This window comes from Microbacterium sp. NPDC079356 (assembly GCF_049545465.1).
GTDB classification, from domain to species: Bacteria; Actinomycetota; Actinomycetes; order Actinomycetales; family Microbacteriaceae; genus Microbacterium; species Microbacterium gawkjiense.
Genome location: NZ_JBMWDN010000003.1, coordinates 70676 through 85673, shown reverse-complemented (window position 1 = coordinate 85673; position 14998 = coordinate 70676). Strand labels below are relative to the sequence as shown.

13 protein-coding genes are annotated in these 14998 nt (G+C 72.5%); 6 read left to right on the top strand and 7 right to left on the bottom strand.

The window, feature by feature from the left end; genetic code table 11:
- Positions 1-64: 64 nt before the first annotated feature.
- Positions 65-643, bottom strand: a complete 579-nt coding sequence (locus ACPEH0_RS08970; RefSeq protein ID WP_366214144.1) for a hypothetical protein — start codon at positions 641-643, stop codon at positions 65-67.
- An 86-nt stretch (positions 644-729) separates the two neighbouring features.
- Here ACPEH0_RS08970 and ACPEH0_RS08965 point away from each other — a divergent pair, with 86 nt between their 5' ends.
- On the top strand, positions 730-2043 hold the full coding sequence (locus tag ACPEH0_RS08965; RefSeq protein ID WP_359917957.1) for a M50 family metallopeptidase: 1314 nt from the start codon (positions 730-732) through the stop codon (positions 2041-2043).
- 8 nt (positions 2044-2051) lie between these two features.
- Here the strand turns inward: ACPEH0_RS08965 and ACPEH0_RS08960 are convergent, their stop codons facing one another.
- Positions 2052-3953 carry a chorismate-binding protein gene (locus tag ACPEH0_RS08960; RefSeq protein WP_217531190.1) on the bottom strand — a complete coding sequence of 634 codons (1902 nt, stop codon included), beginning with the start codon at positions 3951-3953 and terminating at the stop codon, positions 2052-2054.
- 238 nt (positions 3954-4191) lie between these two features.
- On the opposite strand from ACPEH0_RS08960, the gene ispG reads away from it, so the two are divergent.
- Positions 4192-5322 (top strand): flavodoxin-dependent (E)-4-hydroxy-3-methylbut-2-enyl-diphosphate synthase, encoded by a 1131-nt coding sequence (gene ispG / locus ACPEH0_RS08955; RefSeq protein WP_064002420.1) that lies wholly within the window; start codon positions 4192-4194, stop codon positions 5320-5322.
- A gap of 42 nt (positions 5323-5364) precedes the next feature.
- On the opposite strand, the gene ACPEH0_RS08950 is transcribed toward ispG, so the two are convergent.
- The 3 genes from ACPEH0_RS08950 to ACPEH0_RS08940 are packed head-to-tail and all read right to left on the bottom strand — an operon-like array spanning position 5365 to position 8520.
- Positions 5365-6384, bottom strand: a complete 1020-nt coding sequence (locus ACPEH0_RS08950) for a 1-aminocyclopropane-1-carboxylate deaminase (protein WP_217531191.1) — start codon at positions 6382-6384, stop codon at positions 5365-5367.
- Entirely contained in the window at positions 6381-7040 is a 660-nt protein-coding gene (locus tag ACPEH0_RS08945) for a GntR family transcriptional regulator (protein WP_366214146.1), read from the bottom strand. Before ACPEH0_RS08945 ends, ACPEH0_RS08950 begins: the two co-directional genes overlap by 4 nt.
- Before the next feature lie 46 nt (positions 7041-7086).
- Complete coding sequence (locus ACPEH0_RS08940; protein WP_366214148.1) at positions 7087-8520, bottom strand: RNB domain-containing ribonuclease; 1434 nt, start codon at positions 8518-8520, stop codon at positions 7087-7089.
- 84 nt (positions 8521-8604) lie between these two features.
- Between ACPEH0_RS08940 and ACPEH0_RS08935 the strand changes: the two genes are divergently transcribed.
- Both ACPEH0_RS08935 and ACPEH0_RS08930 read left to right on the top strand, forming a co-directional pair.
- Positions 8605-9432 carry a cation-transporting ATPase gene (locus ACPEH0_RS08935; RefSeq protein ID WP_366214150.1) on the top strand — a complete coding sequence of 276 codons (828 nt, stop codon included), beginning with the start codon at positions 8605-8607 and terminating at the stop codon, positions 9430-9432.
- 39 nt (positions 9433-9471) lie between these two features.
- Positions 9472-10485 (top strand): hypothetical protein, encoded by a 1014-nt coding sequence (locus ACPEH0_RS08930; RefSeq protein ID WP_366214152.1) that lies wholly within the window; start codon positions 9472-9474, stop codon positions 10483-10485.
- Here the strand turns inward: ACPEH0_RS08930 and pcp are convergent.
- A complete protein-coding gene (gene pcp / locus ACPEH0_RS08925; RefSeq protein WP_366214154.1) occupies positions 10478-11113 on the bottom strand; it encodes a pyroglutamyl-peptidase I in 636 nt (211 codons plus the stop codon). The genes ACPEH0_RS08930 and pcp overlap by 8 nt on opposite strands.
- A 62-nt stretch (positions 11114-11175) precedes the next feature.
- Here pcp and ACPEH0_RS08920 point away from each other — a divergent pair, with 62 nt between their 5' ends.
- Positions 11176-12969 (top strand): proline--tRNA ligase, encoded by a 1794-nt coding sequence (locus ACPEH0_RS08920; protein ID WP_366214156.1) that lies wholly within the window; start codon positions 11176-11178, stop codon positions 12967-12969.
- A 61-nt stretch (positions 12970-13030) separates the two neighbouring features.
- Positions 13031-14110, top strand: a complete 1080-nt coding sequence (locus tag ACPEH0_RS08915; RefSeq protein WP_366214157.1) for a TIGR00730 family Rossman fold protein — start codon at positions 13031-13033, stop codon at positions 14108-14110.
- On the opposite strand, the gene ACPEH0_RS08910 is transcribed toward ACPEH0_RS08915, so the two are convergent.
- Positions 14111-14911 carry a DUF1206 domain-containing protein gene (locus ACPEH0_RS08910; protein ID WP_366214159.1) on the bottom strand — a complete coding sequence of 267 codons (801 nt, stop codon included), beginning with the start codon at positions 14909-14911 and terminating at the stop codon, positions 14111-14113. It lies immediately after the preceding gene.
- Positions 14912-14998 lie beyond the last annotated feature (87 nt).

Genomic DNA, 14998 nt, shown 5'->3' with positions numbered 1-14998 from the left:
GCGGGGCGCGACCGAGGGCCGGCCCGCGCGGAAAGGTGAGGAACGTGCCGCCGTGGCGGCCGGCTCAGCGGGGAGGTCCGCGGCGGGAGAGATCGGCGTGGGCGAGGCGGGGGCGGAGGCCCCGCGGCGTCGTGAGCGGAAGGGCCGGCGCGGGCCATCCGCCCGTCGGCGGGGCGACGACGAGGCGCAGGAGGGAGTGGATGCCGCGTGCCACGGCGCGCAGCATCCGTTTGCCGTGGCAGACCGCCGCCGCGGTGACGACCGCGGCGAGGGCGTGGCCGGCGATCATGGCGCCGTCGACCGACACGGTGCCCCCGGCGGCCGCCCCGAGCGCGAGGGCGGCGTGGTGATGGCCGGTGGCGGCGGCCGTCGGCTGGACGTCGCCGACGAGCGCGAAGGCCGAGTGGAGGAGCGCCTGCGCGGCGGCGACGGCGAGCCCTGTCCGGACGGCGGAGGGACGGGACCCCACGATCACGAGAGCGATCGGCCACGCGAGCAGCAACACCGTCGGGACGAGCCAGGGGCCGGGCGCGCTACCCCCGCCGAGGGTGTGGGCGGCCGCCGCGGTCAGGGTCGCGACCGCCGCCGCCCCGCCCGCGCGCACGACGCGCACGCGCCGCGAGTCGACGGGGCGGGGGATCACCCTCCCAGCCTAGATCCGAGACGAGCCGCGATGACGGCGGCGACGTCATCGCCGCTTCATAGCGTCCGGGGGTAGCGTGTCGGCTCGTGACCGTACTCGCATTCATCATCGGCGTCGTCGTGCTGGTGGTCGGGCTCGCCGTGTCGATCGCCCTCCACGAGGTCGGACACCTCGCCCCCGCCAAGGCGTTCGGCGTCCGCGTGGGCCAGTACATGATCGGCTTCGGCCCGACCGTGTTCTCGCGCCGTGTCGGCGAGACCGAGTACGGCTTCAAGCTCCTGCCGCTCGGCGGTTACATCTCCATGGCGGGCATGTACCCGCCCTCGGCGGTGACCACGGGCGAGGGCGTCGACGCGCGGCCGCGCCGCCGCCGCCTGTTCGAGACGCTCATCCAGGACGCCCGCACCGCCAACGACGAGACGCTGCAGGGCGACGGCGCCGGGCGTGCCTTCTACCAACTGCCGGTCTACAAGCGCGTCATCATCATGCTCGGCGGCCCCGCGATGAACCTCGTGCTCGCGATCATCCTCTTCGCGATCATGTTCTCCGGTATCGGCGTGCAGACGGCCACGACCACCGTCGCGTCGGTCAACGAGTGCGTCCTCCCGGCCGGCAGCACGCAGACCTCGTGCGCGGCGGACGATCCGGCCTCCCCGGCGGCGGCCGCCGGCATCCGTCCCGGTGACGTCCTCGTCTCGGTGGACGGCACCCCGGTCGACACCTTCGCCGAGGCGTCGGCGATCATCCAGAAGTCCCCGGACCGGCAGATCCCGGTCGTCGTCGAGCGCGGCGGCACGCGGCAGACGCTCGAGGTGACCCCGGTGCTCGCGACCCGCGAGATCGCGACGGCGAACGGCGGCACGACGACGGCCGAGGTCGGCTTCGTGGGGATGTCGGCGACCGTCGCGTTCGTGCCGCAGCCCATCTGGGACGGGCCGCAGGCAGCCCTCGCGCAGACCGGCCAGGTCGTGGGGATCATCTGGCAGCTCCCCGCCCGGGTCTACCAGACCGCCGTCGACACGATCACCGGCGCCGGTCGCGACCCGAACGGCCCCCTCTCCGTCGTCGGCGCCGGGCGACTCGCGGGCGAGGTCGCCGCGACCGAGACGCCGATCCTGAACCGCGTCTCGGGCATGCTCGCGCTGCTGGGTTCGCTCAACATCGCCCTGTTCGTGTTCAACCTCGTGCCGTTGCTCCCGCTCGACGGCGGCCACGTCGTCGTCGCGCTGTGGGACGGACTCAAGCGCGTCTGGGCGCGGATGACCGGGCGCCGCGCACCGCGTCCGGTGGACGCGACGAAGCTCGTCCCGATCACCTACATCGTCGTGATCGGCCTGATCATCATGGGCGGCACCCTGATCCTCGCCGACATCGTCAACCCCGTGCAGCTGCTGGGCTGACGCGCGGCTCAGGCCTCGACGGGGCTGAGCGCGTGCGTGACGAGCCGCTCGAGGGTGGTGAGACCGTCGCGCGAGAGGATCGACTCGAGGTGGCCCTGCACCGACGCGTACGCGGGACCGCGCAGCGCGTAGACGTCGCCGGTCCGCGCATCGGCCGACACCTCGGTCGCCCCCACGCGGGTCGTTCCCGGGGAGACGCGAGCCGTGAACGTGTTGTAGAAGCCGATGGATGCCGGGGTGCCGAAGACGTCGACGGTCTTCTGCAGGCCCTGGTGCGGGCTCGCGAGCGGCGCCAGCTCGAGTCCGAGGCGGTCGGCGAGCACCTGGTGGCTCAGGCACACCGCGAGCAGCGGCGCACCGGCATCCACCCGTGCCGCCACGATCTCGCGGAGACGGGCGATGCGGGCGCTGTCGGCGTCGCGCGGGTCGCCCGGACCCGGGCCTGAGACCACGAGGTCCGCCGCGGCGACCGCTGCGGGGGAGGCCTCGGACCAGTGCGCGATCGTCACGTCGAAGCCGAGGTGGCGCAGCTGGTGGGCGAGCATCGTCGTGAACCGGTCCTCGGCGTCCACCACGAGGGCGCGTCGCCCGGCGAGCGGACCGCGGCCCGGCTCGCCCTGGGGGTTCAGCCAGAAGGCGGCCAGGCGGGCGTTGCGCGAGGAGAGGAGCTCGGCGATGGCGGGATCCTCGGCGAGCGGCCGCGGGGCCGGGGCCGGCGCGTCCTCGTCGACGGTGCGGGCGACGACGTCGCGCGGGATCGCGCCGATCGCCCCCAGCACACCGGCCGCCTTCCCGTGGGTCTCGCCCACCTCCCCGTACGGGTCGGAGTGGCGCACGAGGGTCGCGCCCACAGGGACCCGCAGCCGGCCGTCGACGACGTACGCGGTGCGGATGAGGATCGGCGCGTCGAGGTCGTGTCCGCCGTCGGCGCGCGGCGTGAACAGAGCCGCTACGCCGGAGTAGTACCCGCGCGGGCTCTGTTCGTGGCGGGCGATGACGGTGCAGGCGTTCTGCATCGGCGAGCCGGTCACGGTGGGCGCGAACATGGTCTCGCGCAGGATGTCGCGCGGGTCCATCGTGCTCGTCCCGCGCAGCATGTACTCGGTGTGCGTCAGCCGCGACATCTCCTTGAGATGCGGGCCCGTGATGCGGCCGCCGTCGCTGCAGACCGCCGACATCATCTTGAGCTCCTCGTCGACGACCATGAAGAGCTCCTCGGTCTCCTTCGTCGAGGAGAGGAACTCGGTCAGGGTCTCGGCCGTCGCGCCGCCCGCCGGGTGGCGGAAGGTCCCCGAGATGGGGTTCATCGTCACGACGCCGCCCTGGGCGCTGACATGCGCCTCGGGGCTCGCGCCGACGGCGAGGTGGTCGGGAGTCGACACCAGGAACGTCCAGTAGGCGCCGCGCTCGTGCTCGAGCAGCGCGCGGAACCACGTCAGCCCCGCCGTCAGCGGGTCGCCCCCGACCTGCGCGACGTAGTCGCGGCGGATGACGAAGTTCGCCCCCTCGCCGCGGCCGATCTCGTCGGCGATGACCCGGCGGACGATGTCGGCGTACGCCTCGTCGTCGATGTCGAAGCCCGCGTCCTCGAGGGCGACGGGCTCGGTCGGCAGCTGGGCGAGCGCGTCCGATAGGGGCAGGGAGTGCCGTTCGCCGACGACGAGGCAGCGCAGCGGAGCGCCGTCGTCGTGGCACGCGAAGCCGCGCTCGACGACCTGACGGAACGGGACGAGCGCGAGCACCTCGCGCGCGGAGCCCGCGGCATCCGTGAGGGGGATGTCGGCGAGCAGCTCGACGTCGACCACCTCGCCGGTGAGCACCTCGACGGTGGCGCCGTCGCGGGCGAGGAGGGCGAAGGGGACGCCGCGCGCGGCGAGGTCGGCGAGAATGATCGGGGCGGTGCCGGTCATGGGGGATCTTCCGTTCGGGGCGGTCGCCGGTAAACGAGAAACGACCGCCGGGCTGTCAGCTCAGGCGGTCGTCGGGATGCACGTGGCGTCCGCCTCAGGCGGAGCGCCACCACGTGCGGTTCGCGAACATGGGGCCGAACCTACCACAGGCGACCCTCGCGGCATCCTCTCGGTCAGGTGCCGTGCCCGAGCGCCCCCCGCGGCTTAGGCTGGAGCCGTGCCAGCAGTGAACATCGGGATGCCCCGCGTGCCGGAGGTCCTCGCGCCTCGTCGCAAGAGCCGTCAGATCAAGGTCGGCAAGGTTCTCGTCGGTGGCGATGCCCCTGTCAGCGTTCAGTCGATGACGACGACGCCGACCACCAACATCAACGCGACGCTGCAGCAGATCGCCGAGCTCACCGCCTCCGGGTGCGAGATCGTGCGGGTGGCCGTGCCGTCGCAGGATGACGCGGACGTCCTCCACATCATCGCCGCGAAGAGCCAGATCCCGGTGATCGCCGACATCCACTTCCAGCCGAAGTACGTGTTCCAGGCGATCGACGCCGGCTGCGCGGCCGTGCGCGTGAACCCCGGCAACATCCGCAAGTTCGACGACCAGGTCGGCGCGATTGCCAAGGCGGCCCAGGCCGCGGGTGTGTCGCTGCGCATCGGCGTCAACGCCGGGTCACTCGACCGGCGCCTGCTCGAGAAGTACGGCAAGGCGACGCCCGAGGCCCTCGTCGAGAGCGCCGTGTGGGAGGCATCCCTCTTCGAGGAGCACGACTTCCACGACTTCAAGATCTCGGTCAAGCACAACGACCCCGTCGTCATGGTGAAGGCCTACCGTCAGCTCGCCGAACGGGGTGACTGGCCGCTCCACCTCGGCGTCACCGAGGCGGGCCCCGCCTTCCAGGGCACGATCAAGAGCGCGACCGCGTTCGGGATCCTGCTCGGCGAGGGTATCGGCGACACGATCCGTGTCTCGCTGTCGGCGCCGCCCGCCGAAGAGGTCAAGGTCGGCCACCAGATCCTCCAGTCGCTGAACCTCCGCGAGCGCAAACTCGAGATCGTGTCCTGCCCGTCGTGCGGCCGCGCGCAGGTCGACGTCTACACCCTCGCCGACAACGTCACCGAGGGCCTCAAGGACATGACGGTCCCGCTCCGCGTCGCGGTCATGGGCTGCGTCGTGAACGGTCCGGGCGAGGCCCGCGAGGCCGACCTCGGCGTCGCGTCGGGCAACGGCAAGGGGCAGATCTTCGTCAAGGGCGAGGTCATCAAGACCGTCCCCGAAGAGGACATCGTCGCCACCCTCATCGAGGAGGCGAACCGCCTCGCCGACGAGATGGGGCCGGATGCGCCCCTCGGAACGGCGCAGGTCGTCACCTCCTGACGCGCAGCGGATGCCGGGCGGTCCCGGCATCCGCTGTTTTCGTCAGCTCCAGAGGGAGTGGTAGGCGTTGATCGCCGGCTGCCCGCCCAGGTGCGCATAGAGGACGGTCGAGTCCTTCGGGATGTCGCCGCTCTTCACGAGGTCGATGAGACCGGCGAGCGACTTGCCCTCGTAGACGGGGTCGGTGATCATCGCCTCGAGCTGCGCGCCGAGCGCCATCGCCGCCATCGTGGAATCCACCGGGATGCCGTAGAGGTCGCCGGCCCACCCCTCGAGCACCTGGATCTCGTCGTCGCGCAGGTCGCGGCTGAGCTCGATGAGTTCCGCGGTGTGGCGTGCGATCCTGGCGACCTGGTCGCGCGTCTTCTGCAGCGTCGCGGAGGCGTCGATGCCGATGACCCGTCGGGTCACCCCGGTCAGCTCCTCGAGGGCGGCGAAGCCCGCGATCATGCCGGCGTGCGTCGAGCCGGTCACCGTGCAGACGATGATCGTGTCGAAGAAGACGCCCAGCTGCTTCTCCTGCTCGGCCACCTCGAAGGCCCAGTTCGCGAAGCCGAGGCCGCCGAGGCGGTGCTCGGAGGCTCCGGCGGGGATGGGGTAGGGGGTGCCACCGGCATCCTCCACCTCCTGCAGCGCCTGCTTCCAGGAGTCACGGATGCCGATGTCGAACCCGGCATCGTCGAGGCGGGAGTCCGCGCCCATCATGCGCGAGAGCAGGATGTTGCCGACCTTGTCGTTGACGGGCTCGTCCCACGGGACCCACTTCTCCTGGACGAGCCGAGCCTTCAGACCCAGGTGCGCGGCGACCGCGGCCACCTGACGCGTGTGGTTGGACTGGTACCCGCCGATCGAGACGATCGTGTCGGCGCCGCTGGCCAGGACGTCGGGGACGATGTACTCGAGCTTGCGGGTCTTGTTGCCGCCGAACGCGAGTCCGCTCGAGACGTCCTCGCGCTTGGCCCAGATCTCGGCTCCACCGAGGTGCTGGGTGAGGCGCTTCAGGTGCTGCAGAGGGCTCGGGCCGAAGGTCAGCGGGTGGCGCGGGAACTGGTCGAGGATCACGGTGTCTCCGGGGTGGTGTCGGTGAGCAGGTCGAGCCAGAGGCCTTCGGCCACCGCTGCCGCGGCCTGCGCGTCGCGCGCTGCGCAGTGGCGGATGAGCTCGGCATGGCGGGCGGCGGAGGCGGTCGCGTCGTTCGAGGCGAAGCGCAGGCGCTCGGCGCGTTCGAGGACCGGTCCGTAGAGGGCGAGGACGGTGCGCACGGCCTCGTTGTCGGCGCGGTCGACGGCGACGGCGTGGAACGCGTGGTCGGCAGCGAGGGCGGCGGACGTGTCACCCGCGCCGTGTGCGGCGACGAACGCGTCATTCGCCTGACGCATGCGGTCGATGTCGTCGTCGGTGAGCCGGGGTGTCGCCTCGACGACCGCGACCCGGTGCATCGCGGCGACGACCGCCGCGGCATCCCGGACCTTGTCGTCGTCGACGGGAGCGACGACGGTCGACCGGCCCGGGAGGGCGAGGACGAGGCCGGAGCGGGCCAGGTCGAGGAGCGCTTCACGGACGGGGGTGCGGGAGACCCCGAGCCACGTGGCGAGCTCTACGTCGCGCAGCTGCTCGCCGGGGGCGAGGGTCCCGTCGACGATCGCGTCGCGCAGTCTCGTGCGGACTTCGTCGCGCAGCAGCCCGCGCGGGGGAAGGGAGGTCGAGGGCACCGGCATGCAATATATTGCACACGCGACGGCGGCCGGACGCAAATCGGCGCGCTCAGGCGGGCGCGAACTCGACCTTTCCGGAGACGACGTCGGCGGCGACGAGGCGCACCCGGATCGTCGCGCCGGGCTCGGCGTCGACGCCCGCGACCGTCGTCTCGAGGGGCGGGACCGTCAGGGCGACCCGCCCGCCGTTCTCGCGGCGACGGAGCACGACGGCGTCGAAGACCTCGCCCTCGCGACCGCGGAGGACCGCTGCGGCGACGTGCTCGATCGCGGCGGCGTCCACCTGCGACGCGACGCGCGAGGATCGTTCCATCGCCTCGGGCAGCTCCGTCAGCGACCCGCGGACCTCGGCCGGCACCTCCTCGCCGTTCGCGAGCGCGTGGCACACGAGCAGCGACCAGCGATCGACGAGGCGCCGCAGCGGCGCGGTCGTGTGCGCGTAGGGCGCGGCGATGGCCGACTGCGTCACGAGGTCCGGTACCTCGCCGTCGAGGACGGTGTACCCCGCTCCGCGGAAGAGGCCCGCGGCCTGCTCGCGGATCGCGCGGCCGACCGGGGTCCGCGGCAGATCGCGGAGGTAGTCGCCGTAGGGGACGTCCGGGTGCCACGGCACGCCGAGCCCGACGGTCTGCGCGCGGAACGCCGCGACGTCCTCCTCGGATGCCGGGGGCATCGTCCGGAGGATGCCGAGCTTGCCGGCGAGCATGATCTCTGCGGCGGCCATCCCGGTCAACAGCGACACCTGGGCGTTCGCGTCCTCGAGCGGCACGCCCTCGTCGGCCTGCAGGTCGTACCCCTCCGGCGTCGCCACGACCCGGATCTCGGGCAGGTTCAGGCTGGCGCCGCCGCGCTCGCTCTCGCGCCGGGCGCGCTCGTCGCCGAACCACACGAGGTGCTGGATCGTCTCGGGGGCGTCGCCGCGCCCCAGCGCCGCCTGCGCGTCGACGTACGACCACTGCGCGCGGGACCGGATGACCCCGCGTGCGAGCGTGACGGCGGCCGGGCGGGCACCGGCATCCAGCTCGAAACGCCAGACGAAGGCGCGCCGGTCGCGATCCGGTAGCAACGAGGCCGCGTCCTCGCTGAGGACGGCCGGGTGCAGCGGGATGCGGCCATCGGGCGCGTAGACGGTCTGGCCGCGCCGCCGCGCCTCCGCGTCGACGGCGCCGCCGATCGGCACGAACGCGGGCACGTCGGCGATCGCGTAGTGCAGGATGCCGCCGCCGTCCGCGGTCCGCTCGAGGTGGACGGCCTGGTCGAGGTCGGTCGAGCCCTCGGGGTCGATCGTGAGGAACGGGATGCCGCGCAGGTCGGCGAGCTCCGCGGACGCCGACACCGGGACCTCGCGTGCCGCCCGCTCCGCCGCGGCCTGGACCTCGGCGGGGAAGGCGCCCGGCAGATCGAACCGCTCGCGCAGCGCGCCGAGTGCGGCGCTCAGTTCCGACTGGACGGGGGAGACGAGGCGAGCGCGGCGGGAGGGCACGCGGTCAGTGTAGGCCGGGCTGCCTCAGCGGGTTGCTCGGTTGCGTCCAGGGCGCCCATAACGTCAACGCATACCGTGAGCGGCATGAGCAAGCTCTCGCGACTGATCGGCCTGGCCGCCAAAGCCCTCGACTCGTCCTCGTCGTCGTCCGCCTCGTCGTCCCGGCAGGGTTCGTCAGCGGGGGACTGGCGCGGCATGGTCCGCTCCGCCGCGGACGCGCTCACGGGCGACGGGCGCGGCGCTCCGCCGTCGCCCGCGCACAACCCCGACGTGCGTTCGGCGGGCACCCCGGTGGGTCTGACGCCGCCGGCGGCGGGAGCGCCGGCATCCGCCTCGCACAGCCCTCTGTCGGCGGCCGATCGCCAGGCGGTCGCGCGGTACGACTACCTGCTGCAGACGGCGGACCCCCACCAGATCGAGCAGATCCACCGTGAGGCGTTCGCCCGTCTCACTCCGGAGCAGCGCGCGCACGTGCAGGCGCGGATGGCCGCGGAGCTGCCCGCCCACGAGCGCCCGCGATCGGCGTCACCGGATGACCTCGCCCGCGCGGCGGCACGGGGCGAGGCGACGCGCCCGGGCCTGCTCAAGGGTCTCCTGGCGCGGGCCGGGACGGGCGGTGGCGCGGCCCGCGTCGCCGGTGGTGCGGCGATCGGCGCCGGTGTCGGCATCCTCGGCGCGGTCGCCGCAGGCGCCGTCGTCACCTCGGTGGCGGGGCCCCTGCTGGCACAGGCTGTCGGCATGGGTGTCGACTTCGATGCGCTCGCCGCAGGCGTCGACCTCGACGGCATGGCGGGAGAGGCGCTCTCCGATGTGGGTGAGCAGGTCTCCGGCCTCGGGGAGCAGGTCTCGGGCTTCGGGGAGAACCTCGGCGGCTTGGGGCTGCCGGGACTCGACGACATCTTCGGCCGCTGAATCCTCGCGCGCGCGGGTGCGCTCTCTTAAGGTCGCCTCATGGGCACTCGAGGGAGCGGTACACGTCGTCGGATCATCGGAACGAGCCTGGCGGCTGCGGTCGCCGCTCTGCTGCTGGCCGGATGCGCGGGTGCCGTCGAGGCATCCCCGTCCCCCTCTTCGGCGTCACCGTCCACGCCGCCCGCCGGACCGTCGCCCTCGCCGGAGGAGACGGATGCCGAAGCTCAGGGCATCTCGGCGACGTGCGATGACCTGCTCGCCGACCCGTCGCTCAGCGAGGTGACGGACCCCGCGGACGCGGTCGAACCCGACGGCCTGTGGTCGACGGCGGCGGAGGTGGCGGGCGGGCTCGTGTGCGGGTTCGACTCCTCCCAGCTGTCGGGCACGATCGTTGCGCTGCCCGCCGACCGAGCCGGGTCGCTGGCCGCCGCGGCGGAGGCCGAATGCGCCCCGTCCTACGATGCCGTCGAATGCATCGGGACGGGTGCCGCGGACGGGATGACCGTCGCCGTGTCGTTCCTCACCGTGGAGCAGACGCAGGCGCAGACCGATCTCGTGACGCGACTGCGCGACGCCGCGCTCGACGCGGTGCGCGCCGCCGACCGGGCGCCGCTCGCCGAGCCGGCGGCCCTGCCCCCGTCATGCACCGAGCTCGGCGACGCCATCGACCCGTCCGCCGTGCTGCGCGCCGAGGAGGTGTTCCCGGAGCCGATCATGGAGGGCGACGTCCCGTTCGACCGGCGGACCGTCGAGGCGGCGGAGCTCGTGCGGGCCTGCGACTGGTCCGAGTTGACCGACTCCCGAGAGCTGCAGGTCGTCATCGTCCCGGGTGGAGCGGAGAAGTGGGACGAGGTGAGCGACCGGCTCGGCGGCACGGCTGCGTCCGTCGACGGCGCCGACGCCACCGAGGTTCAGGAGGACAACCGCCTCCGGCTCCTCGTCCGCGGGAGTGTCGACCTGATCCTGGTCGAAGGCCGGTTCGGGGATCCCGAGCGAGCCGTCAGCCCGGAGGATCTCCGGACGGTGGCGCAGAAGCTCCTCGCCCTCAGCTGACGACGCCGCCGACCCCGCCGGCGTCGTCGCCGGCGTCGAGCGACACCCGGACCGCGACCTCGAGCGCGTCGACGAGGCGGTCGAAGGGCAACGACGGCACGTCGCCGGGCCCGGTGCCGTCCGCCCACGGGAGGTGGACGAATCCCGCGCGCACCGGGGCACCGTCCGTGGCGTGCAGGGCGGCGTACATCACCGCGTTGCAGACGAACGTGCCGGCCGTGTGCGAGACGGTGGACGGGATGCCGCGGTTCCCGAGCGCCGCACCGATCGCCTTGACGGGGAGTGTCGCGAAGTACGCCGCGGGTCCGCCGTCGACGACGGGGGCGTCCTGGGGGCGGTGGCCCGCGTTGTCGGGGATGCGGGCGTCGGCCAGGTTCACGGCCACGCGTTCGGGGGTCACGGCCGCACGACCGCCGGCCAGACCCGTGGCGACCACGACATCCGGTCGATGCTCCTCGAGGAGCGCGGCCAGACGTGCCGTCGCACCGTCGAAGGCGACGGGCAGCTCCTCGGTGATGAGGCGCTCGGGTCCGCGCCAGCGCGCGGCGAGTGCGCGGACGGCATCCCCCGACGGGTTCACCGCGTCGCCGGCGAACGGTTCGAATCCGGTCAGGAGGACGGTGCGCATCCCTTCAGGCTAAGCGCCCCGCCGCCACGGCGTCCCGGCCCGCGCACCTAGACTTGACCCTCGTGGTCACCCGTCTCTCGACATACTTCCTCCGCACGCTCCGCGAAGACCCGGCCGACGCCGAGGTCACGAGTCACCGCCTGCTGGTGCGCGCCGGCTACATCCGCCGCGCCGCCCCCGGCGTCTTCACCTGGCTGCCGCTCGGCCTGCGGGTGAAGGCGAAGCTCGAGCAGATCATCCGCGAGGAGATGGCGAACGCGGGGGCCTTCGAGGTCCACTTCCCCGCGCTGCTGCCGCGTGAGCCGTACGAGCAGTCCGGACGCTGGACCTCCTACGGCGACGGGATCTTCCGCCTGCAGGACCGCAAGGGCGCCGATTACCTGCTCGCTCCCACGCACGAGGAGATGTTCACGCTCCTCGTGAAGGACCTGTACTCCTCGTACAAGGATCTGCCGCTGACGATCTTCCAGATCCAGGACAAGTACCGGGATGAGGCGCGTCCCCGCGCGGGCCTGCTGCGCGGCCGTGAGTTCACGATGAAGGACGCGTACTCGTTCGACTACACCGACGAGGGGCAGGACGTCTCGTACCAGTCGCAGCGCGACGCGTACGAGCGGATCTTCACGCGCCTCGGCCTGGAGTACGTCATCGTCGCCGCCGACAACGGACTGATGGGCGGTGCGCGCAGCGAGGAGTTCCTGCACCCGATCGCCGTCGGCGAGGACACCTTCGTCCGGTCCGCCGGCGGGTACGCGGCCAACGTCGAGGCCTTCACGACGGTCGTGCCCGACGCCCTTCCGCTGCCCGACGGCGCCCCGGTCGTCTTCGACTCCCCGGACACCCCGACGATCGACACGCTCGTCGCGCACACCAACGCCCACCTCGACGCCCCGGCGCCCGGCATCGCCGGTCCCGCGACGGACGGCGCCGACACCTGGACGGCGGCCCACACGCTGAAGAACGTCGTCCTCGCCCTCACGCACCTCGACGGCACGCGCGAACTCGTGATCGTCGGCCTGCCCGGCGACCGCGACGTGGACGACAAGCGGGCGGAGGTCGCCTTCGCACCCGCCGCCGTCGAAGCGGCGACCGAGGCCGACTTCGCGAAGCACCCCGGCCTTGTGAAGGGGTACATCGGACCCTGGTCGCCGAACGGTCCGGTCCTCGGCGAGGAGTCGACCACCGGCATCCGCTACCTCGTCGACCCCCGCGTCGTCGAGGGCACCGCCTGGGTCACCGGCGCGAACGAGCACGAGAAGCACGCCCACTCCGTCGTTGCGGGCCGCGACTTCACGCCCGACGGCGTCATCGACATCTCGGACGTCCGGGCGGGCGACCCCGCCCCCGACGGTTCGGGGCCGGTCGAGCTCGCGCGCGGCATGGAGATCGGGCACGTCTTCCAGCTGGGACGCTTCTTCGCCGAGACGTTGGGGCTGAAGGTCCTCGACGAGAACGGCAAGCTCGTGACGGTGACGATGGGCTCGTACGGCATCGGCGTGACCCGCATCCTCGCGATCCTCGCGGAGCTCAACAACGACGACCGCGGCCTCATCTGGCCCGAGTCGATCGCGCCGTTCGACGTGCACGTCGTCGCGACCGGTCGCGACGCGGTGGCGTTCGAGCTCGCTGAGGAGCTCGCCGCCGACCTCGAGGCCGCGGGCCGCGACGTGCTGCTCGACGACCGGCCCAAGGTCTCGCCGGGCGTGAAGTTCGGCGACGCCGAGCTGGTCGGCGTGCCGTGGATCCTCATCGTCGGACGCGGCGCCGCCGACGGCCAGGTCGAGCTGTGGGATCGCCGCTCGGGCGAGCGGTCGACCCTGGCCGCCGCCGACGCGATCGCGGCGCTCACCGCCTGAGCTGCGGCATCCGTTCTCATCCGTTCACCCGACGGATGCCGGATCGTGACAGCCTGGGAAGATGTCGCCGAGTCCCACCTCTTCCCTCGACGGTGACGTCACCGACGCCGTCCGTGCCCTCCTGACCGACGCCGGGGTGACCGACGACGCCGATCTCGTGGCCCGCATCCTCGAGACGGGACTCGGGATGGGGGTCGACGACACCGACCGGCTCGACCTGAAGATCGCGTCGGCGGCGCTGTCGGAGATGCGCTCCGCGTTCGGGCTGTTCGCGCCCTACCGCGGGACGCCGAAGGTGACGATCTTCGGCTCGGCGCGCACCCGGGCGAACGACCCGCTGTATCGCGCGGCCGCCGAGATCGCCGGCGCGCTCGCGCAGCGCGGCTGGATGATCGTGACCGGCGCCGGTCCCGGCATCATGCAGGCCGCGGCGGAGGGCGCGGGTCCCGAGCACTCGCTCGGGGTGTCGATCCGGCTGCCGTTCGAGGAGAAGCCGAACGCCGTGATCGCCGAGGCGGACCGCGTCGTCGCGATGAAGTACTTCTTCACGCGCAAGCTCATGCTCGTCAAGGAGTCGCGCGGGTTCGTCTGCGTCCCGGGGGGTTTCGGCACGCTCGACGAGCTGTTCGAGCTGCTCACCCTGCAGCAGACCGGCAAGGCCGAGCCGACGCCGATCGTGCTGCTCGACGCACCCGGGGGGACGTTCTGGCAGGGACTCGAGCGGTTCGCGTCCGACCATCTCATCCCGTCGGGGGTGATCTCGCCCGGCGACCTCGACCGTGTCCTCGTGACCGATTCGGTCGCGGCGGCGGAGGCCGAGATCACCGGGTTCTGGCGCAACTACGACTCGCTGCGGTGGATCGGTTCCCGCCTCGTGCTGCGGTTGTGCGCGGAGCCGACGGATGCCGAGGTCGCAGACCTCAGCGACCGTTTCACGCACCTGCTCACCGGGGGCCGCATCCAGCGCACCGCACCCCTGCGCCGCGAGCGTCAGGACGACGATCGGCTGGAGATGCCCCGCCTGCTCCTGGACTTCGACCGGCACCGTATCGGCGAGCTGCACCACCTCATCCGTGCGATCAACGCGCTCCCCTCGGCGCCCCCGGCGACGCCGCCGACCGAGCCCCACGCCGTCGGCTGATCAGAGCTTCGCGTAGCGGGTGCGGAGGAAGCTGAAGACCGCGTAGACGACGAGGCCGAGCCCCACGAGGAAGACGAGGACGGGACCGATCATCTGCGAGAGGAGGGCCTCGATGGCGGCGTCGAAGCCGCCGGCGGCCGCGGAGTCCTGCTTCACGGCCGCGACGATGAGGAGGATGCCGACGATGAGCACCGACACCCCCTTGCCGATGTAGCCGAGGATCCCCGACACGGTCACAGCGACGCCCAGCGCGCCGTCCGGGATGCGGACCTGCTTGTCGAAGGATCGGCGGACACCGATCGACGCGAAGACGAGCGCTCCGATCACGAGGCCGACGCCGGCCGCAGCGACGACGAAGACCCCGCCGGGGGTGCCCAGCAGACCGCGCGTGATCTGCTGCGCGGTGCGGTCGCCGTCGGGGCGCGCCCCCAGCGCGATGGCGACGGCGATGGCGCCGAGGGCGAGGTAGACGACAGACTGCCCGGCCGCCGAGCCGCGCCTGCCCCACGCCGCGGCATCCTTCCCCTTCACGAGGCAGGCGCGCAGGGCCTGGAACAGTCCGAGCCCGGTCAGGAGGAGGCCGAGGATCCAGACGAGCACGAGCCCGAGCGGCGCGTCCAACAGGGCCTTGAAGACCCCTGCCTGGTCCGATTCACCTCGGCCGCCGAACGAGATGACGATGACGACGACGCCGAAGACGAGGTGCACGACGCCGTTGGCGGCGTACCCGCCGCGGGCCAGGATGCGCGCGACGGGCGAGCGGCGCACGGTCTGTGCGACATCCTCCACGGCATCGGTCATCCGTCGATCTTCTCAGGTCACCCGCGATCCGATCGGGTAACGTTGACGGGATGCCGCGACGCACCGGGATACCGGGCGTGATCGCGG

Coding starts and splice junctions, on each gene's coding strand:
- pcp (WP_366214154.1), bottom strand. CDS start 11,113: ATGCGCACCGTCCTCCTGACCGGATTCGAACCGTTCGCCGGCGACGCG.
- ispG (WP_064002420.1), top strand. CDS start 4,192: ATGCCCCGCGTGCCGGAGGTCCTCGCGCCTCGTCGCAAGAGCCGTCAG.
- ACPEH0_RS08945 (WP_366214146.1), bottom strand. CDS start 7,040: ATGCCGGTGCCCTCGACCTCCCTTCCCCCGCGCGGGCTGCTGCGCGAC.
- ACPEH0_RS08915 (WP_366214157.1), top strand. CDS start 13,031: ATGTCGCCGAGTCCCACCTCTTCCCTCGACGGTGACGTCACCGACGCC.
- ACPEH0_RS08960 (WP_217531190.1), bottom strand. CDS start 3,953: ATGACCGGCACCGCCCCGATCATTCTCGCCGACCTCGCCGCGCGCGGC.
- ACPEH0_RS08930 (WP_366214152.1), top strand. CDS start 9,472: ATGGGCACTCGAGGGAGCGGTACACGTCGTCGGATCATCGGAACGAGC.
- ACPEH0_RS08935 (WP_366214150.1), top strand. CDS start 8,605: ATGAGCAAGCTCTCGCGACTGATCGGCCTGGCCGCCAAAGCCCTCGAC.
- ACPEH0_RS08910 (WP_366214159.1), bottom strand. CDS start 14,911: ATGACCGATGCCGTGGAGGATGTCGCACAGACCGTGCGCCGCTCGCCC.